15 protein-coding genes are annotated in these 16836 nt (G+C 62.6%); 12 read left to right on the top strand and 3 right to left on the bottom strand.

The genetic code is table 11. The annotated features are described in order from the left end of the window. Positions 1-260: 260 nt before the first annotated feature. The 3 genes from OXT71_20150 (at position 261) to OXT71_20140 (ending at position 4275) form a co-directional block, all read left to right on the top strand. Positions 261-2021: a hypothetical protein gene (locus OXT71_20150; GenBank protein MDE2928704.1), complete on the top strand. Its 1761-nt coding sequence runs from the start codon at positions 261-263 to the stop codon at positions 2019-2021. Next, a complete protein-coding gene (locus tag OXT71_20145) occupies positions 2008-3444 on the top strand; it encodes an SLC13 family permease (protein ID MDE2928703.1) in 1437 nt (478 codons plus the stop codon). Before OXT71_20150 ends, OXT71_20145 begins: the two co-directional genes overlap by 14 nt. Before the next feature lie 201 nt (positions 3445-3645). After that, entirely contained in the window at positions 3646-4275 is a 630-nt protein-coding gene (locus OXT71_20140; GenBank protein ID MDE2928702.1) for a hypothetical protein, read from the top strand. A 150-nt stretch (positions 4276-4425) separates the two neighbouring features. On the opposite strand, the gene OXT71_20135 is transcribed toward OXT71_20140, so the two are convergent. Together OXT71_20135 and OXT71_20130 are read right to left on the bottom strand one after the other, a co-directional pair. Then, a complete protein-coding gene (locus OXT71_20135) occupies positions 4426-4740 on the bottom strand; it encodes a zf-HC2 domain-containing protein (GenBank protein MDE2928701.1) in 315 nt (104 codons plus the stop codon). After that, positions 4737-5333 carry an RNA polymerase sigma factor gene (locus OXT71_20130; protein MDE2928700.1) on the bottom strand — a complete coding sequence of 199 codons (597 nt, stop codon included), beginning with the start codon at positions 5331-5333 and terminating at the stop codon, positions 4737-4739. The genes OXT71_20135 and OXT71_20130 overlap by 4 nt, the downstream gene beginning before the upstream one ends. Positions 5334-5407: 74 nt before the next feature. Between OXT71_20130 and OXT71_20125 the strand changes: the two genes are divergently transcribed. The 7 genes from OXT71_20125 (at position 5408) to OXT71_20095 (ending at position 13306) form a co-directional block, all read left to right on the top strand. Beyond that, positions 5408-8113 (top strand): insulinase family protein, encoded by a 2706-nt coding sequence (locus OXT71_20125; protein ID MDE2928699.1) that lies wholly within the window; start codon positions 5408-5410, stop codon positions 8111-8113. A 35-nt stretch (positions 8114-8148) separates the two neighbouring features. Beyond that, positions 8149-9228 carry a bifunctional phosphoglucose/phosphomannose isomerase gene (locus OXT71_20120; protein MDE2928698.1) on the top strand — a complete coding sequence of 360 codons (1080 nt, stop codon included), beginning with the start codon at positions 8149-8151 and terminating at the stop codon, positions 9226-9228. Positions 9229-9245: 17 nt separating this feature from the next. Further along, positions 9246-10610 (top strand): phosphomannomutase/phosphoglucomutase, encoded by a 1365-nt coding sequence (locus tag OXT71_20115; GenBank protein MDE2928697.1) that lies wholly within the window; start codon positions 9246-9248, stop codon positions 10608-10610. After that, a complete protein-coding gene (gene dapF / locus OXT71_20110) occupies positions 10591-11487 on the top strand; it encodes a diaminopimelate epimerase (protein ID MDE2928696.1) in 897 nt (298 codons plus the stop codon). The genes OXT71_20115 and dapF overlap by 20 nt, the downstream gene beginning before the upstream one ends. Then, entirely contained in the window at positions 11474-12610 is a 1137-nt protein-coding gene (locus tag OXT71_20105; GenBank protein ID MDE2928695.1) for a M20 family metallopeptidase, read from the top strand. Before dapF ends, OXT71_20105 begins: the two co-directional genes overlap by 14 nt. Before the next feature lie 232 nt (positions 12611-12842). Continuing rightward, positions 12843-13094: a hypothetical protein gene (locus OXT71_20100; GenBank protein MDE2928694.1), complete on the top strand. Its 252-nt coding sequence runs from the start codon at positions 12843-12845 to the stop codon at positions 13092-13094. Further along, positions 13091-13306 carry a DUF2283 domain-containing protein gene (locus OXT71_20095; GenBank protein ID MDE2928693.1) on the top strand — a complete coding sequence of 72 codons (216 nt, stop codon included), beginning with the start codon at positions 13091-13093 and terminating at the stop codon, positions 13304-13306. Before OXT71_20100 ends, OXT71_20095 begins: the two co-directional genes overlap by 4 nt. Positions 13307-13535: 229 nt before the next feature. Here the strand turns inward: OXT71_20095 and OXT71_20090 are convergent, their stop codons facing one another. After that, positions 13536-14717, bottom strand: coding sequence for an ATP-binding protein (locus OXT71_20090; GenBank protein ID MDE2928692.1), 1182 nt, complete (start codon positions 14715-14717; stop codon positions 13536-13538). 230 nt (positions 14718-14947) lie between these two features. Between OXT71_20090 and OXT71_20085 the strand changes: the two genes are divergently transcribed. Continuing rightward, on the top strand, positions 14948-16054 hold the full coding sequence (locus OXT71_20085) for an amidohydrolase family protein (protein MDE2928691.1): 1107 nt from the start codon (positions 14948-14950) through the stop codon (positions 16052-16054). Positions 16055-16090: 36 nt separating this feature from the next. Then, a complete protein-coding gene (locus OXT71_20080; GenBank protein MDE2928690.1) occupies positions 16091-16816 on the top strand; it encodes a TIGR02206 family membrane protein in 726 nt (241 codons plus the stop codon). Positions 16817-16836: the final 20 nt, after the last annotated feature.

Below are 16836 nucleotides of genomic sequence, written 5' to 3'. Positions count from 1 at the left end.
TTGACGGGACGCCCCGGCTAAACGCATTGCAGCGTGGCCCGGTCCGCCGGGTCCTCGGGGACTCCCCGAAGGATGGTTGCTGGCGGACGAGGCCGAACTCAAGCTGACACACAGCGAGCTCGCCTGCTTCGCTTGGTGTCGGAAACCAGCAGGTATTCACCCGTGGCCGTGCGCGAGAAGCAGGCAGATCTTCCGCCGGCGCGAATCACTCCACCGGCGATTCGGGACATCTCCGGACGTGAGCTAACCGAGGGGACCTCGTGAGCGACGGTCACAAGCAACGAGCTCCAGACGTTCGCTACGAACCCAACGAGGACCCTCCTGCGATTTTATCTTTCGGTTGCGGCCTGCAGCTGGTGGTTCTGGGCATAACCAGCATCATCTTTATCCCCACTATCGTTATCCGGGCCGGCGGCGGAACTGAAGCGTACCTGTCCTGGGCCGTGTTCGGCGCGGTCGCCGTCAGTGGCATCTGTACGGCGCTGCAGGCGGTGCGGTTGGGCCGGGTCGGAGCAGGATACCTCCTCTTTATGGGCCCTGCCGGAGCCTTTATCGGCGTCTGCGTCAGTGCCCTCACCGAGGGCGGTCCAGCGCTCCTCGCCACCCTGGTGGTCGCGTCGTCGCTGATACCGATCGTGATTTCGATGCGGCTCGCTCTGTTCAGGCGGCTTCTGACACCGACCATCGTCGGCACGGTGAACATGCTGGTACCGGCAACCGTGCTGCCGGTCGTCTTTGGCCGCTTGGGCGACGCGCCGCACGACACGGCGCTGGCCCCGCTTTTCACCGCACTCGCGACGATTCTGGTCATCAGCGGCATCTCCCTGACGGCGGGGGCATCGTTGCGTCTATGGGCTCCGGCGATCGGGGTCGTTGCGGGTTCGGTCGTTGGCGGGTCGTTGGGTCTCTACGACTTTGAACGGGTTGCACGCGCGCCGTGGATCGGTCTGCCGCTAGGAGACTGGCCGGGTATCGGAATCGACCTTGGTCCGGCGTTCGTGGAGCTGCTTCCCGCCTTCGTGTTCGTGTCTCTCATTGGCGCCATCCAGACGATCACCGGAACGGTTGCCGTCCAGCGCGTTTCATGGCGCCGGCCGCGGGCCGTGGACTACCGGGCGGTGGAAGGCGCGGTGACCGCGGACGGCATCGGCAAGCTGCTGTCCGGCCTCACGGCGATCGTGCCGACGCAGACCATCGCGGTCAGCGCCCCGACCATTGAGCTGACCGGGGTCGCGGCGCGCCGCGTGGGAATCGCCGCCGGTGGCGTGCTCATGGTATTGGCGTTCCTGCCCAAGGTCCTCGCCATGATTCTGGCGATACCCAGCCCGGTCATCGTCGCCTACCTGACCGTGGTGCTGGCGATGACCTTCGTGCGCGGCATGACGGAAGTCGTAAAGGGCGGAATCGACTATCGCAAGGGAATGATCTCCGGTGTCGCTTTCTGGGTTGGAGTCGGCTGCCAGAACGATCTGCTGTTCCCAGGGCTTCTTTCGGAGCTGGGGGGAGGTCTGCTGGGAAACGGAATAACCGCCGGGGGAATCGTGGCGATCCTCATGACCCTGTTTCTGGAAGTGACGGCACCGCGCCGCAGCCGGATTGAAGGGGAGTTGAATATTTCCGTGCTGCCGAAGCTCAGGGAGTTCATCGACAGGTTCGCGTCCCGCAACGGCTGGGGGGCGAACATGGCACATCGCCTCGACGCCGCCACCGAGGAGACGATATTGACGCTGATCGGGGAGGATGAAAACCACAGGAAGCGCGAGCGGCGGCGCCTTCTGCTGCAGGCGCACAAGGAAGCTGCTGGCGCTGTCCTGGAGTTTGTCGCTGCGCCTGGTGAAGGGAACCTTCAGAACCGGATCGGACTGCTTACGGAGACACCCGACGACGTCGTTGTGGAACGGGAGATTTCGCTACGGCTGTTGCGGCACATTGCGTCCTCCGTTCGCCACCAGCAGTTCCACGACACGGATATCGTAACCGTCCATGTAGCCGTCCCGGACAAGGGCCGTGGAAATCGCTAAGCATTTGAGCGGTCGGCGGGCATTTGTGTTGCGCGTACTGGCCGGACCAGCCGCGTTCGCCGTCGTCCTCGCCGCGCCACTGACCGGTCTTGCGCCGGAGGCGCACGTCGCCCTCGGTGGATACGCCTGGGTCGTGGCCTGGTGGGTGACCACGCCGGTTCCTTGGGGGGTCACCAGTTTCCTGCCGTTCGTGCTCCTACCGATCGGTGCGCAGATGGGCCTATCCGAAGTGGCCGCCACTTACGGGCATGTCATCCTGCCCTACCTGATAGGCGTCATGCTTTTCGGCCATGCGTTTCAAAAGCACGGTCTGGCGCGGAGAATCGCCCTCGCCGCCCTATGCGTTCCAGGCGTGGCGCGTTCCGGCACCGGCTTGATCTTGGCAATCCTGGTCGTATCCGCGGTGATGTCCTCAGTGTTCAGTGACCTGGCGGTCATCGTGATGATGACGCCGATCGTGTTGTCGCTCACCCGGTCCGTGGCGCCCGGCGCGAAGCGTATGTCGGCAGCGGCGAGCCTGGCCGTTCTGTACGGTGCCGCGGCCGGGGCGCTGGCAACTCCGACAGGCATCGTATTCAATGCGCTGACCCTTTCGCTGCTGGAGCAGTTGACCGGCTACAGCGTCAGCTTCGCACAGTGGATGTCGACCGGCGTCATCCTGACGGTGGCCCACTTCCCGGTCTGCTATCTGATCCTGAAGGTCATGTTGCCTCTCGAGGTGCAGGCCATCCCCAATGCCCACTCCCGCTTTCTCAAGGAACGTGAACAACTGGGCCCTATGAGCCGAAGCGAAAAAAACGTTCTTTTCGTGCTGATTCTGATGCTGGCGCTATGGACCCTGCCCACCGTCGCCGATATCGGGTTTCTCGAGATCTGGTACGTGCCCCCGGTGGCCATGGTGCTTCTCTTCGTGCTGCCGGTGGACGCGAAGCGTGGTGAAATGACGCTGGAAACCAGCGACTTTCAGCAAGGCGTCGGATGGAACGTATTGTTCCTGGTGCTCGGAGGGATGGCACTGGCGGACGTATTGACCACTCTGGGCGCCATCGATTGGCTCGCCGGCAGTCTGACGGGCAACGTCACCGCGGGGGCATTGCCCTGGATTGCAGGCCTGGCGACGCCACTGTTGACCCAGTTGGCCAGCGGAGCGGCAACTTCGATCATGGTTTCCACGATTCTTTTTCCGATTGCGGACGCTCTCGGCTACAACCCCACGATTCTGGCCCGGATTATCGCGGGCACGGCCCAGGCGGTGGCATTTCCCTGGTCCAGCCCGGCCGCGGCCGCGACCTTCGCGTTCGGCGCCGTTGGATTCGGGACGATGTTCCGAGTCGGCCTCGTCGCCACCGTCCTGACGTCGATCGTCGTGATCGTGCTGAGCATGATCCTGGTACCGGCGATGCAAGCATTTGCGGTGGGTTAACAAACTGCGGCAGGTTGGGGCGCCGCACGCGGGCCGGGCTGACCTGAAGCTGGTGGCGCCGCATCCGTTTCAACAGGTGCCTGGAATTACTGCGCAGTCTGGACAAGAGCCGGGAGAGAATGGCTTGAGATGCGAGGGATGCCACTCGGAGAAGCCGACGAAGAGAAAGACGCCGACCCTCGGGAGGAGGCGACCAGGCCGTTGAATCAGCTGGATCATGAGGCAGAGTTTGAGCGGGCGTGGAACGACCCACTCAACACAAGAATCGAGCTGACCCCGGTTGACATCAACCTGGTGCTCGCCCGGAACTACCGCATGAACGAACCGCTCAGGTTCACCCGAACCATGCTGTGGGACATGGAGGTGAAAAAGGCGTTCCGACCCGATCTCTATATTCCTTCCGTTGTATCGGAGGGCAGCTCACACCATTGGCGGCGGCAGGCGGCGGCCGATGGAACCGAATCCTTCGTGCGCTGCTCGCGGCAACGCCTCTGGCTCAAGCCATCAGAGCGCGGGTTGGTCCTGGAACAGGTCCTCCTCAACCCGGCACGGCAAAGGGCCACCTTCATAGGGGCGGCCGAACTCCTCGATAGCGACGGGAACTTGCTTCGTGCCGGCGAAGGACAGCCTGTCTTTCACGTTGAGCACTCGGTTGATGGTGGTGAATTCCGACCTCTTAACCGGTGGCGAATCGTTTACCTCACGGACAGACCCGAACAAGAACTGATGGAACGGTTCACGGCTGCGAAAGACGTGTGGTTGCGTGAGTTTGTCGAAATCTACATTCGACGCGACTTGAGGATCGAGTTGACCCGGAAAAACCTGTTCTGACTCGAGGTCGTGGACCCCAATGCAACCTGGTTGACAAAGGCGGCAAGGCAGGGGCTACGCCATTCCGTAGAGAAATGGAGATCCATGGCCGCAAGCTCACGCCATGGATGCGGTCGAATGCCGCGACGACTTTCGCCGCGGGCTGTCAGATCACACTCTTTTGGACCACTTCGCCCGGCGGCGGCGTGGCTCGGGCCATGGGAGCTTCACCTGCTCCCTCAGAAACGACTTGAGCCGATCCTGGAGTTCCGCCGGGACCTGAGCCTCTTGATCTCGCAGTTGTTGAACCATTTCCGTACAGGAAGTATAGCTGCGGAGATAGTGCTGGCAGGGCGGACAGGCGGACAGATGTTCGTCCAGCTTGCGCCGGACTGCGGGGGCCATTGAGCCGTCGGCGTAGTCCAAGAGCAGGTGAATGCACTCCTTGCAGGTGAGCAGGTCAGTGCGCCGATTTCTGAAGTTCATGTCCTCCCGTCATGGTAGCGAGCCAACTTCTCCCGCAAGAAGAGGCGGGCTCGATGAATCCTGGTCTTGGTGGTGGCCTCCTTGAGGCCCAACAGGGACGCGATCTGCCGAATTGGGTAGCCGTCGATATCGCGGAGCACCAGCGGCGCCCGATATTGGAAGGGCAAGGACTGAATGGCCTCGTAAAGTTGCGCCGACAGCTCCCGATTCAGAAACACCTCTTCCGGGTCCCCGGACCAGCCGAAGATCGGGTAGGCCAACTCGCCATCCTCCCGGAAACGGGGCATCCATTCGTCCCACTGGATCTCCTGGTAGCGCCGGTGCTTGCGCAACCACATGATGCTGTTGTTTACGGCGATCCTCTTCATCCAGGGCCAGATATCGCTCTGCTGCCGAAAAGTGTCGATCTTGCGGATGACCCTGAGCAGCGTGTCCTGGAGGATCTCCTCGGCGTCGGACGGGTTCTTGGTGTAATTGAGGATGACGCCGAAGAGAGGGCGGGAAAACTGATCCACGAAGGTGTCGATGACCTTGGTGTCCCGGCTCTTGAGACCCTCTATGAGATCCCCTTGTTCCAGCGGTTTCCCCTTCATGACAATTCTAATTTACCGGGTTCCCGGCCCAATTCCAAATTGAGTTCGGCCCCCCCGATTGCTACGATTTCAACATGAGAGCGGCGGTTTTCGGACTCTCGTTTCTGGTCCTGAGCCTGCCCGTTTCCGGGGCCGAACGCCAGTCGGGCCGCCGGGATCTCGCCCGGCCCGAATATGAGCGGAGCCTGGCTCACCGGGAAGACCGCCAGAACCTGATTCGGGTTGTTTTCAGGAACGGACTGACCCTGCTCATCGAAGAACATCCCGCAGCTCCCCTGGCGTCAGTGGTCACCTATCTGCGTGGGTCTGACGGGACTCCACGCGACCGGCGCCGGGAGAGGTTGCTCTCCCGGCTCTTGTTGGCCAACGAAGAGCTCAAGACCCTGAGTTTCGAGGCGGCCTCGCAACTGAGGCCTGAACCTGAAGAGGGCCTCAGGGGACCGTCGTTTGTCTCCACGGCGCCCGCCGACCATCTGGAAGACGCGCTGAAGGCTCATGCCCACCTGCTGGATCCGCCGGCTCCGTCGGAACTCGAGTTGGAGCGGGCCATGGCAGCGGTGGAGGAGCAGGACCGCATGCTCCAGCACTCTCCCCGGGAGTTTACCCGGGCCAGGTTGCTGGAAAGCCTGCTGCCCGGCGCGGCGCCGGCGAACCAATCTGAGGAACTCCGCGAGTCGTTGGTCCGGCTGCACCAGGAGCGCTACCACCCCTCCCGGCTGATTCTGTCCGTCTCCGGCGCGGTGCTGCGGAGCCAGGTGTTGGAGCACGTGGCCCGCATTTATGGGAACCGTCCCGCGGGGAAGAAGCGGATCCGGCGGCGGGCGAAGAAACCTGAACAGAAGCCTTGGCGCCCCTCGGTAACGCGTCTGACCTACCGCCACCTGACCGGAAAGCTGCAGCAGGCTCACGTAATGCTGGGCTACAGCATTCCGGGTCTCGCACATCCCGATCACGAAGCCCTCCTGCTGCTGGCGTACCTCCTGGGTCAGGGGAAAAGCTCCTTGCTCCACCAGAAGCTGGTGCAACCGGGAACGGCGATCTGGTCGCAGGCCCGCATTGAGGCCGATTCCGGGTCGGGCCTCTTCCGGATCTCACTGGCCGGTTCCCCCGACCGGATCGACCGGGTCGAAGTCGAAACTCTGGCCGTCGTGGAGGACATCAAACGGCAGGGGATCACCCCGGGCCTCCTCAACCGGGCCAAGGCTCTCTTCGTAAAGGACTTCTACCGGGACCAGAACAGTCTTCTGCAGCGGGCAGTCCGGCAGGCCAGGATGGAGGCGGCCGGCCGCTTCTGGCAGGGACCGGAAACCATCGACCGGGTCCAGGCCATGACTCCGGCCCGGGTGCGGGAAGCGGTTTCCAAGTACTTGAAGACCGACCGGTTGGCGGTCTTGGAGTATTACCCCGCGACCGCGGAGAAACGCACATTCTCGGCGTCTTCGTTCCAGGAGATGCTGGACCTGCTGGTGCCGCCGGCGACCCTCCGGCAGCAGGATTCCCCCCTGAGGTCGGCGCGGGGCGACGATTTCGCACCGGTGCGGTTCCAGCCCCGGTTCTCGCGGCTCGAGTTCAAGTCCACGTCGATCCTGAGAGGACCTTCGGTCTACTTCCAGGAAGAGCATACGGCGCCTCTGGTTCACTTGGGGGTGTTCTTTCCCGGAGGCCGGATTCACGAGTCGGCCGGCAACGCCGGGATCACTGAGCTCATGGTCCGGAGCACACTCCGGCAGGCGGTGGAAGAAAAGGGAGAGCTCCGCTGGTACGACCTGGAGCTCATGGGCACCGACATCCAGGTGGTCAACGAACCGGACTTCTTCGGCCTCCGCTGCACCGCGCTGTCCCGCCATCTTCCCGAGCTTCTGGAATTCCTGATCGATTGGTACCGGGAGTCGGGGTTGGACAAACAGTCCCTGATCCTGGAGCGTCAACAACTGCTTGCCGAGATCCGGACCTGGCAGGATGACCACCGATCCCGGCCCCTTCGCAGAACCCGCACGCTCCTGTACGGGTCTCATCCGTATGGCCTGGACCGGCTGGGGTCGTGGGAATCGGTCTCACGGCTGGAACTGCAAAACGTGGACGAATGGCTCCGGATTCGGATGCAGGGCGTCCACCCCTGGATCTTCATCCTGGGAGATATCGAGGGGACCTCCTTCCTGGACGATTTCATTTCCCGACTGGCCAACAGCCGGTATCAGCGCCGCTGGGCGGTCCGCAAAGACGAGGAAGAGGAGCTCGAGGAGGAACCGGACCAACCCGACTTTGAACCGGCCGTCGTGGAGCATGAGGGCGAGGTGATGGTGGGATTGCCCGGACCCGCCTACGGGACCCGCGACTCCTACGTCGCCGACGTCTGGAAACATCTTCTCCTGAGTCCTCAAATCCGGGACCTGGTGCCTGCCGGAAGCCCTACGCTGTCCGACCCGGATCTCCAACTGCAGTCGACATTGAGCCGGGGCGCCCTTTTCGCCTCGGTGTCATCCGTCGAGGGTCAGGAGAAGGAGGCTCGACGCGAGTTGTTGACGTTGCTCTCCAGCCTCGCCAGGGTCCAGTTCTCCAGGAACGACATCCTGAGCGCCATCGTGGGCGCCATCACTCACCATCACGCCCTCCGCCAGGATCGGCAGAACCGGCTCCTTCAATTGGCCTTGAGAGCCTTTTCCAAGACCGACTCCCGGCCGCCACGGGGTTACGTTTCGTTGATCCGAAACGTGACGCCCAGCCACATCCGATCCTTTGCCAACCGGTACTTTCCCGAAACGGTTCAGAAAGGCGGTTGAGAAACGACGCCTCTTTGGCAAGGAGACCGGCCGGGATGAACCCGATCCTAGACGACTCGCGCCAGATCCGGCGCCGCGACACCCGGCACATGCTCGGCTACCTGGGACGGTTCGACCGTCAACTGGAGCAGGCGCTGAAGATCGGAGACCAAGTCGATTTACCGGCGTGTCCCGGCGGGGTTCGATCGGTTACGGTCAGCGGAATGGGTGGGTCGGCGGCGGCCGGCGACTTTCTGCAGGCTTATCTGGGCCGGGAACTGAAGGTCCCGTTGTGGGTGAACCGGAGCTACGGAGCTCCGGGATTTACCGGTCCCCGGACTCTTTCGTTGCTCTGCAGCTACTCGGGCAACACGGAGGAGACAGCGTCGGCCTTCCAGGCGGCCCATGCTGCTGGATCCTCCATCGTCTGCATCTCTTCGGGCGGCGCCCTGGCGCGCCTGGCCCGGGAGCATGGACACCCGTGGGCCCGGATTCCCGGCGGGCAGCCTCCCCGATCGGCTCTGGGGTACTTGTCGTTCCCCTGTCTGGCCATCCTGAGCCGCCTGTCGCTGATTCCGAGCCGCGACCGGGAACTGGAGCAATGCCTGCATTGGGTCCGGGACCGGGTCCGGGCGTACGGACCCGATCAGCCGTCCTCCGAGAACCCGGCCAAGCAGGCCGCTCAAGCCCTCCACGGGAGAGTCCCCTTCGTTTACGGCAGCCAGGACCGTTTGGAACTGGTGGCCCGCCGGTGGTGCGGGCAGTTCGCGGAAAACGGCAAGCAGCTCGCCTGCTGGAAGGCCCTTCCCGAAATGAATCACAACGAGGTCGTGGGATGGAGACACCCGGCAGGCCTGTTAGAGCGTATACTTCCTGTTTTCCTCAGGGACTCGGAGGACCACCCCCGGATCCGGCTCCGATTGGATTGGACCCGGAGGTTCCTCTCCCGGCGTTCCGGGACCACTCTGGAGGTCCGGACCGAAGGCGGCAGTTGGCTGGACCGTTTGCTGATGCTGATTCTGTTGGGCGACTACGCCAGCGTCTATCTGGGACTCCTCAACGGTGAGGATCCCAGTCCGGTGACGGCCATCGACGAGCTCAAGACCGAGCTGTCGGGAACCCCGGAAACAAGTTAGCGCATACCGGAGACTCGATGAACCCAGAGCTGTTTCGAGAATACGACATCCGGGGAATCGCCGACACCGATCTGGCGGACGATTCGGTGGAAACGCTGGGCCGCGGCCTGGGAACCTATTTTGTCCGGCACGGCGCCGCTCGAGTCACGTTGGGAAGAGACGTCCGCCTGAGCTCCACACGGCTTCGGGACGCCCTGGCCCGCGGTCTGACACGAACCGGCCTGACCGTGATCGACATCGGGGTCTGCCCGACTCCCCTGCTCTACTACTCCCTGCACCGTCTGAAGCCGGAGGCGGGCGTGATGATCACGGGGAGTCACAACCCACCCGAGTACAACGGATTCAAGGTCGCCCTGGGAACCGGCACCATCTACGGCGCCGAGATCCAGAAGGTCCGGAAGATCATCGAAGCGGCCGACTTCGCTTCCGGCGGCGGAGAATTGGAATCGGCCTCCCTGATGGAGGATTACCGCCGGCACATCGGGGAGCGGATCCCGCCCTTGGGGAAGAGATTGAAGGTCGTCGTCGACTCGGGCAACGGGACCGCGGGCCTGGTGGCGCCCGCCGTCTATTCCGACCTGGGGTGCGAGGTCCACGAGCTCTATTCGGAGCCGGACGGCCGATTCCCCAACCACCACCCCGATCCCACCCTCGTGGAGAACCTTGAAGACCTGATCCAGGCTGTCCGCTCGAGTGAGGCCGATCTGGGGATCTCCTTCGACGGCGACACGGACCGGATCGGCGTCGTGGATGACGCGGGCGGGATTCTCTGGGGAGACCAGTTGATGATGATCTATGCCCGCGAGATCCTGGAGCGGCGGCCCGGCACCACGTTCGTGGCCGAAGTGAAGTGCTCCAAGAGCTTGTACCAGGATATCGAGGCCCGCGGCGGACGGGCCGTCATGTGGAAGGCGGGCCACTCCCTCATCAAGGCCAAGATGAAGGAGGAAGGGGCCGTTCTGGGCGGTGAGATGAGCGGACACATGTTCTTCGCCGACCGCTACTTCGGCTACGACGACGCCATCTACGCAGGCGCCAGGCTCCTGGAGATCCTCGCCGACAGCGGGCGCCGGCTGTCGCAACTGCTGGAGGACGTCCCACCGACTTTCAGCACGCCCGAGATCCGGATGGACTGTCCCGAGGACCTCAAGTTCCGAATCGTCAGCCTCGCCCAGTCGTACTTCTCCAACAACTACGAGACGGTGGACGTTGACGGTGTGCGAATCGTCTTTCCGGACGGTTGGGGCCTGGTGCGGGCCTCCAATACCCAGCCCGTTCTGGTGCTTCGTTTCGAGGCGGACTCGCCCGAAAGACTGGAGGAGATCCAGAGTCTGGTCCGGGGAAAGCTGGAGGAACTCAGCGGTGGGATCCACGCGAGCTGAGACGGCGGGGGCCGTCATGATCGCGGCTTCCAAGTTCCAGTCCTACGGCAACGACTACCTGGTGATCCCGGAAAGCGATCTGACCCGCCGGAGAGCGGCCCCATTGACCCGGGCCATCTGCCGGCGCCACTTCGGGATCGGCGGCGACGGGTGCGTCTTCGTCGAGCCGGTGAAGGACGACCGCTTCCGGATCCGGATCTTCAACCCGGACGGCAGCGAGGCGGCCATGTCGGGAAACGGATGCCGCTGCGCCGGCGCCTACGTCCACCACCGGGGTTTGTCCCTGAAGGCGGACCTGGTTCTCGAAACCCTTTCCGGGCAAAAGATCCATCACCTGCTGGACCGCGGCGAGTCTTCCTGGCGCTACCGTTCCTCGCTGGGACGACCCTCCTTCGTTCCGGAGGAGATTCCGATTCGGCTGGAAGGGGAGTTGTCCCAGGTCGTGGACCACTCGCTGCCGGTGGAAAACGCAACCGTGACCGTAACGGCCCTGTCGGTGGGAAATCCCCAGTGCGTGGTCTTTGTCTCAAATCTGCCTGAGGATGCCGAATTCCGGCGCCTGGGGCCGGCACTCGAGGCGCATGCCGCCTTTCCCGAGCGGACCAACGTGAGCTTCGTACAGGTCACGGGTCCCCGGCGCCTCCAGGCGCGGATCTGGGAGAGGGGCGTCGGACCGACCCATTCCTCCGGAACGGGTTGCAGCGGAGCCGCCGTGGCCGCCATCCACACCGGAAGGGTCGGATCTCCCGCACGGGTCGGAACCGAGACCGGGGAGCAGGAGGTGGAGTGGCAACCGGGAGCAGAAGTGCACTTGACGGGAGGGGTCGAATTCGTCGGAGACGTCCGCTACCACTGGAGGGAACATGACGGGGAATGAGCTGTTGAAGGCCTTCGAAGAGGAGCGGGACTCCACGGTAGAGCTGCTCCGGAAGCTGGTGGAGATGGAGAGTCCCACCACCGACAAACCGCTGGTGGACGAGCTGGCGTTTTTTCTCGCCGACCATGCGCGGGGCTGCGGCCTGGAGCCGCGGATCGTTCCCAGAAAAGACGTGGGCGATATCGTCTGGACCGAATGGGGAGAGGGAGGCGAAGGCCGGATCCTGGTGCTCTGCCACCTGGACACGGTCTGGCCTCAAGGGAGCCTGGAGCGAATGCCCTTCCGGATCGAGGACGGACGCATTCATGGTCCCGGGATCTTCGACATGAAGGCCGGAGTAACGGCCACATTGAAGATCCAGGAATTCATTGCACGAGGATGGATCCGGCCCCGACGGAAGGTGCGGTTCCTCTACACCACCGACGAAGAGACGGGCAGCGACGCCAGCGTGGAACTGATCGAGGAGTTCAGCCGCGAGAGCGACCTGGCGCTGGTGACCGAGCCGCCCCTGCCCGGAGGCGTCCTGAAGACGTTTCGAAAGGGAGCCGGGATGGCGGCCATGAAGATCCATGGCCGCTCCGCCCACGCGGGCGTGGAGCCGGAGCGGGGGGTGAACGCCGTCCGGGAGTTGGGCCACCAGATCGAAGCGATTCACGGACTCGCCTCCAGCTCTTTGGAGACCTCGGTCCACGTGACCATGGCGGAAGGGGGCACCCGGGACAACGTGATACCCGAGTTCGCCAAAGCCACCATCGATTTTCGGTTCCGGACCGTGGAGGAGGGCCACCGGGTGGAGGACGGGCTGCATGCGCTGAAACCGAGGCATCCGGAAATCCGGCTGGAGGTCACGGGAGGGATCAACCGGCCGCCCATGATCAAGGGCGACGGCGGGCAGCAACTCTTCGACCGGGCGCGAGAGATCGGGGCCGAGTTGGGCCTGGATCTGGAAGAGGGTGAGACCGGAGGGGGAAGCGACGGCAGCTTCAGCGCCGCCCTGGGAGTCCCCACCCTGGACGGTCTGGGAGTGAACGGAGACGGAGCCCACGCCCTTCACGAGCACATCGAGCTGGACGCCCTGCCCGTCCGAGTGGCGCTGCTGGCCCGTCTCGTCGAGAAGCTGTAGCGGGGAACTTCGGAGACGCAATCTGTGTGGAAAGGCTGGCATTTCCATTCAAAGAGAAACAGCGACGTTAGAGTACATCGACGGCGTTTACGCAAACTGGCAAACGGAGGTTCACGGGCGTGCGCCTCGGCCGACAGGATGGTCGGTTCGGTCTCGACGTGTGCCGGACGTTGTCGGCGGAAGAGCCCGGTAAACCGATTACAGGATTCGTCGGCCGCGCTGGCTCACCAGAATGAAGACGACTCGTTACTTCCGGGAACAGGTGCTACGCAAGCGTCCTTACATCGATCCTCTATGGTGTGTCGGTATCGTCGCCGCACCAATTCGACGCCAGAGGCAACCAGACGGCCGTATCCGCTTCTGGGGAAAAGTCATCCGTCCAGACGGAGGGCCTTCGCGTATACTTCGAGTTGTCACCCTGGAAGACGGAGAGACGATTCACAACCCGTTTTTCGATCGCGGTTTTCGAGAGGAAGAGTCATGAAACTGCACTACTATCCCGAAACCGACAGCCTTTACGTAGAGTTCAAACCTGTACCGGGTACCGAGACCCGGGAAGTCGCCGGCGGACTCAACGTCGATCTCGATGCGAATGGCGATGTTGTCGGTTTCGACATTGACCATGCTTCCACGCGCCTTGACCTGTCGACGTTGGAGACGGAAGCTCTCCCTATCCGCGCTTACAAGGCCTGTTGACCCTTATTCACGATATTGAACCCAAACGGGTAGTCCTGGTGACAGTTCCACGGATGGAAGGAAACTCGAAAAACGTCGGGGCACTCCGTCCACTCGACCGATTACAGACCTCGCTGCGCGAGCGCAACGCCGTTTTCAGACGGTGGGAGTGAGATCTGAAGGCCGAGCGGCACTCGGCTGATCGACGATTCTCTTCGAAGCGCCGAGGCACCGGTGAACCGGACGCGGATCAGGGTCCCTCGCGACTGTCGTAACGCTCCAGCATCTTCGGCAGATCTGCCAGCGGCGCCACCTCGGCGTCTCGCCGGAACTGACCTTCAACGCCTCCATAGACCACCGCCTTGTTGGAAATCCGCGGCAGCACCTTGGCGACCCTCTTGAGCGCCCGGAAATAGTCGGATGCGATCGTGGCGCCGGCTTTGACCTCGATGGCGCCGATGCCTTCTCCAGTCTCGTAGAGGAGATCGCATTCCAGACCACTCTTGTCGCGGAAGAAGGACAGGTTGGAACGGCGACCCCGGTTGAAGCGATACTTGAGAGCTTCCGCTACCACGGCGTTCTCGAAGAGCGCTCCCCGCAGGGGGTGGGTGGCGACCTGCCCGGCGTGCTCGATGCCGATGAGATAGCTCGCCAGCCCCACGTCGTAGAAGTAGAGCTTGGGCGACTTGACCAGACGCTTGCGAATGTTTGCATGGAACGGCGGCAGCCGAAACACGATATAGCTGGCTTCCAGAAGCGCGAGCCAGTGTCGCGCCGTGGTATGAGAGACGCCTGTGTCGGCGCCCAGCGCGGCCAGATTGACGAGCTGCCCGACGCGCCCGGCGCACAGACGAACGAATCGCCGAAAACCCGGCAGGTTGCGGATCTCCCCGATCCGCCGCACGTCGCGCTCGACATAGGTTTCGAAGTAGTCGCCGAGCGCTTGCCGAGGTTCCAGTTTCCGGTCGTGAATCCTGGGATAGAAGCCGGAGTACAGAATCTCGTCGATCACATTGCTGGCGCCGGTTTCCTCCCGCTCGGCGAGGGAAAAAGGGAGCAGACGGAGCAGAGCCGTCCGTCCCGCCAGCGACTGGCTAATGGATTCGGAAATCCTGAGCTGTTCGCTTCCGGTCAGTACGAAGAGACTGTTCCGGCCCTCCTCATCGGCCAGCACCTGAAGATAAGACGGGAGATCGGGGACGCGTTGGATCTCATCCAGGATGGCTCCGGTCCCGAGCCGCGAGAGGAAACCTCGAGGATCGGATTCGGCAAAATCTCGCTGGTCCGGGGCTTCCAGATTCACATATTTCAACTCGGGAAACGCCATCCGGCAAAGTGTCGTCTTGCCGGATTGACGTGGCCCGGTCAGGGTGACAAAGGGATACTGCTGGAAGAGCCTGATCAGAACGGGCGTTATTTCGCGCCGGATCATGATGGCGAATGTATCAGAAATACGGACAACATGAAATTAGTAAATTTATTTTGTCTACTATTGAATGGCTCTCCCTAGTCTCATCTGCGCTTCGCGCGCGTGGACTTGCCCTTCCTCCGGCAGCCGGGTGAACGGAATGAAACGGGGTTCCCGCTCGTAAACCCAAGGGTTCTCAAAATCGTCCAAATCTGCTGAAATCGGTGCCGATGTCAGCCTCCGGCACCTTCCCGATGAAGAACTCGCTGTCGACAACATGGCTGGGCCTGCTTCTCCTGTCGGGAGGCCCTGGATTCGCCGGCGAACCTCCCAAGCCGACGTTGGAGATGTTCCAGTCTGAAGACGCAACCTGCTACGACCGTTCGGTACAACCCCAGACCTCGGTCGTGGATACCCACGTGCATTTCCGGCCCTTCGGCGGTCCGGCGATTCCTTTCCGGGAGGTGATCTCCTACCTTGAACGGACGGGAGTCCTTTTCGTCAACATGTACGGGATCGGCCAGAGGCTTCCGGTGGGTTCACCATGCACCTACTACCTGGATTGTCCGGGCACGCCGGTCCGGCCCAGTTTGACGAACGATTTTGACAATGCAGCCGACTTCGTCCGTCAGGCGCCCGACGGCGTCCACATCACGCTGTCCATGACCTTCCCGGACCTGTCCCGGCCCGAATCGATCCTTCCCGGCATGCAGCTCCTGGATCGGGAGCACCCCGGCGCCTTCAACTGGATGGGGGAAGTGAACCTGGTGAAACAGGCATTGTTCAACAACGGTCACCGACCGGTTCCGCCGGCCAAGATCCCGGAGTGGGCCGCCTTCATGGCGATTCTGCGGGAACGGGGCATCCCTCTGGCGATTCACGCGGATCTGGGGAACGACGAGGATCCCACTCGATACCTGGCGTTGATCCAGAGGATGCTGCGCCTCTACCCCGACAACAAGATCATCTGGTTGCACATGGGATTGTCCAAGGAACTCGTGAACATGGACTCGGGACAGCACATCCGGATCATGGAGACGCTGTTGGACCGCTACCCCAACTTGATTGTGGACCTCTCCTGGCGCGTGGTCGACGACCACTACTTCTCCAAACCTGAGAAGAGGGCCGCGTATGTCTCGTTCTTGAACCGGTATTCGGAGCGGATGCTGCCGGGAACCGACTTCCTGGCTTCAGCGGACAAGGATTTCGATGTCTACCGGACGGAGTTGGAGATCACCAGCCGGATATTCCGCTACTTGAGTGACGAGGCCTTTCGAAACATCGCCCTGGGTCAGAACTACTTCCGGCTGCTGGGCCTGGATTTCGTGGCCCCGCAGATTTGCGGACGTCAGCGCCCCTGACCTCGACGCCGTCCGCAGAGCCGATACTGGAGCCTGATGCCAACGCCGGAATTCCAGATCTTCGGGACGCCTCACCTCATCGTGATGGCGCTGACCCTGGCCGTGCCGATTCTGATGATCGCGGCGGTACGAAAGACGGCCTCGAAAACGGTGGCCGACGCCGGCGCCTGGCTCCTGGCCGGCACCCTGCTGGTCAACGAAACGATCCACTGGGGCTACCGGCTGAATGCCGTCGGCTGGAGCCGGTTCGTGCAGGATCACCTGCCGCTTCACGTCTGCGGATTAACAATTATCCTGACGGCCGCGGTTCTGATCTTCCGCCGCCAGAGAATTTACGAAATCGTCTATTTCTGGGGCCTGGCGGGATCCACAAACGCCGTCATCACCCCGGGGGACCTGGAAGCTGGGTTCCCCGACTATCGCTTCTTCCAGTACTTCATCGCCCACTCGGGCATCGTGGCGGGAGTCCTGTACGCCACTCTGGGCCTCAAGATGCGGCCGACGCTGGGCGGGCTGTTCCGAGCGTTCGTTGCACTCAACGTTCTCGCGGTCGTGCTCGGCGTCTTGAACTTCCTGTTGGGATCCAACTACATGTTTCTCTGCCGGCCCCCGGCCGGCACCGAGTCGCCCTTCTTCTTCGCCGGATGGCCCTGGTACATCCCCATCATCGACTTGGTCGCGCTGGTGATGTTCTTCGTCGTCTTTTCTCCCTTTGTGGTGGCCCGCTGGAGGGCATCGCGAACTTCAATCGGTCCGGAGTGAGAGTGTCACCATCCAAGCGT

The sequence above is a fragment of the Acidobacteriota bacterium genome (assembly GCA_028874215.1).
In the GTDB taxonomy this organism is placed as follows: domain Bacteria; phylum Acidobacteriota; class UBA6911; order RPQK01; family JAJDTT01; genus JAJDTT01.
Note: the sequence above shows the minus strand (reverse complement) of the source record. Positions and strands in the feature narration are given on the sequence as shown.

Excerpts from the sequence above, each read along its gene's own strand:
- OXT71_20105 (MDE2928695.1), top strand. The coding sequence starts at position 11,474 with ATGACGGGGAATGAGCTGTTGAAGGCCTTCGAAGAGGAGCGGGACTCC.
- OXT71_20135 (MDE2928701.1), bottom strand. The coding sequence starts at position 4,740 with ATGAACTTCAGAAATCGGCGCACTGACCTGCTCACCTGCAAGGAGTGC.
- OXT71_20100 (MDE2928694.1), top strand. The coding sequence starts at position 12,843 with ATGAAGACGACTCGTTACTTCCGGGAACAGGTGCTACGCAAGCGTCCT.
- OXT71_20095 (MDE2928693.1), top strand. The coding sequence starts at position 13,091 with ATGAAACTGCACTACTATCCCGAAACCGACAGCCTTTACGTAGAGTTC.
- OXT71_20080 (MDE2928690.1), top strand. The coding sequence starts at position 16,091 with ATGCCAACGCCGGAATTCCAGATCTTCGGGACGCCTCACCTCATCGTG.
- OXT71_20120 (MDE2928698.1), top strand. The coding sequence starts at position 8,149 with ATGAACCCGATCCTAGACGACTCGCGCCAGATCCGGCGCCGCGACACC.
- OXT71_20090 (MDE2928692.1), bottom strand. The coding sequence starts at position 14,717 with ATGATCCGGCGCGAAATAACGCCCGTTCTGATCAGGCTCTTCCAGCAG.
- OXT71_20085 (MDE2928691.1), top strand. The coding sequence starts at position 14,948 with ATGAAGAACTCGCTGTCGACAACATGGCTGGGCCTGCTTCTCCTGTCG.
- OXT71_20130 (MDE2928700.1), bottom strand. The coding sequence starts at position 5,333 with ATGAAGGGGAAACCGCTGGAACAAGGGGATCTCATAGAGGGTCTCAAG.
- OXT71_20115 (MDE2928697.1), top strand. The coding sequence starts at position 9,246 with ATGAACCCAGAGCTGTTTCGAGAATACGACATCCGGGGAATCGCCGAC.
- OXT71_20125 (MDE2928699.1), top strand. The coding sequence starts at position 5,408 with ATGAGAGCGGCGGTTTTCGGACTCTCGTTTCTGGTCCTGAGCCTGCCC.